At 63.1% G+C, this 1,211-nt stretch carries 2 protein-coding genes; one reads left to right on the forward strand and one right to left on the reverse strand.

Annotated elements, in window-relative coordinates; genetic code table 11:
- Positions 1–23 precede the first annotated feature (23 nt).
- Positions 24–428: a metallopeptidase family protein gene (locus WEB61_RS16245; RefSeq protein ID WP_368065387.1), complete on the forward strand. Its 405-nt coding sequence runs from the start codon at positions 24–26 to the stop codon at positions 426–428.
- A gap of 68 nt (positions 429–496) precedes the next feature.
- Here the strand turns inward: WEB61_RS16245 and thpR are convergent, their stop codons facing one another.
- Complete coding sequence (gene thpR, locus WEB61_RS16250; protein WP_368065386.1) at positions 497–1,060, reverse strand: RNA 2',3'-cyclic phosphodiesterase; 564 nt, start codon at positions 1,058–1,060, stop codon at positions 497–499.
- Positions 1,061–1,211: the final 151 nt, after the last annotated feature.

The following is a 1,211-nucleotide window of genomic DNA, read 5'->3' on the forward strand; positions in this document are numbered from 1 at the left end:
CGCGCAAGAGGAGAGAGCAGGCGATGGACTGGAAAGACGCGCACGCGCCGACGCTGGCGGAATTCGAGAAACTGGCCGACGCGGCTTTCGCCCGCCTGCCGGAGGGCTTTCGTGCGCGCTGCGAGGGGCTCGTCATCCGTGTCGAGGATTTTCCCGACGAGGAGGTCGCCGTCGAGATGGAGCTTGAAAGCCCCTTCGACCTGCTCGGTCTCTATCAGGGCGTTTCCCATGTCGACCGCTCGGTGATGGAGCCGTCGCATCTCCCCGATATGGTCTTTCTCTATCGCCGCCCGATGCTCGACTACTGGGCCGAATATGACGAACCGCTCGGCGGCCTCATCGCGCATGTGCTGGTGCACGAAATCGGCCACCACATGGGCCTTTCCGACGAAGACATGCACGCAATCGAGGAAGCGGCGGGGGAGTGAAGCCGCGGACGTCCTCGCTTCTTCCCACCCTCCCACGGGGGGAGGGTGGGAAGCAAAATTGCGGGCGTCTACCCCTCGCCATCGTCCCAGTCGTCGAATTCCTCGTCCGGATAGTGCCGCTCGGCCACGTAAGGTCCGCCGCCGGTCCCGCCCTTCGCCGAAAAAAGCGTGAAACGCTCCACCGTGAAGCGGGGCGCGGCGAAGAGATTGTTCGCCGCGATATAGCGCCCCACATCCACGGCGCCCGCGCGCGCGATGCGCGCCACCGTCACATGCGGATGAAACTTCCGAGTTTCGGGCTTCAACCCGACGCGCCGCATCGCGCTTTCGTGGCGGCCCTGCAGAATGCGCAAGGGTTCCGACATCGTCACGCCCGCCCATAATGCGTTCGGCCGCTCGCCGCCGAATTCGCCGACGCCCTCAAGCGCGACCTCGAAAGGCGTGAAGGGAATGATGGCCAGCGCCGCGTCGATATCGGCGGCGACATTTTCCGCCACATCGCCGATGAAACGCAGCGTGATGTGCAGATCGCCGCGCTCGATCCAGCGCGCGCCTTCGAGCCCCTGCTGCAGCCGCATCAGCCGCTCCGCCACCTCGTCGGGAATTTCCAGCGCTGTGAAAAGGCGGATCATGGGGGGCATCTATCCCTGAATCGTCATGACCCGCTTTATGCGGGTCATCCACGTCTTTCTTCCTTCAGTTTAAAGACGTGGATGGCCCGGACAAGCCCACTGCTGTCCGGTTTAAATTTCAGATTCAAATTTAACCGTCATGACCCGCTTT

Source organism: Parvibaculum sp. (assembly GCF_040882025.1).
In the GTDB taxonomy this organism is placed as follows: domain Bacteria; phylum Pseudomonadota; class Alphaproteobacteria; order Parvibaculales; family Parvibaculaceae; genus Parvibaculum.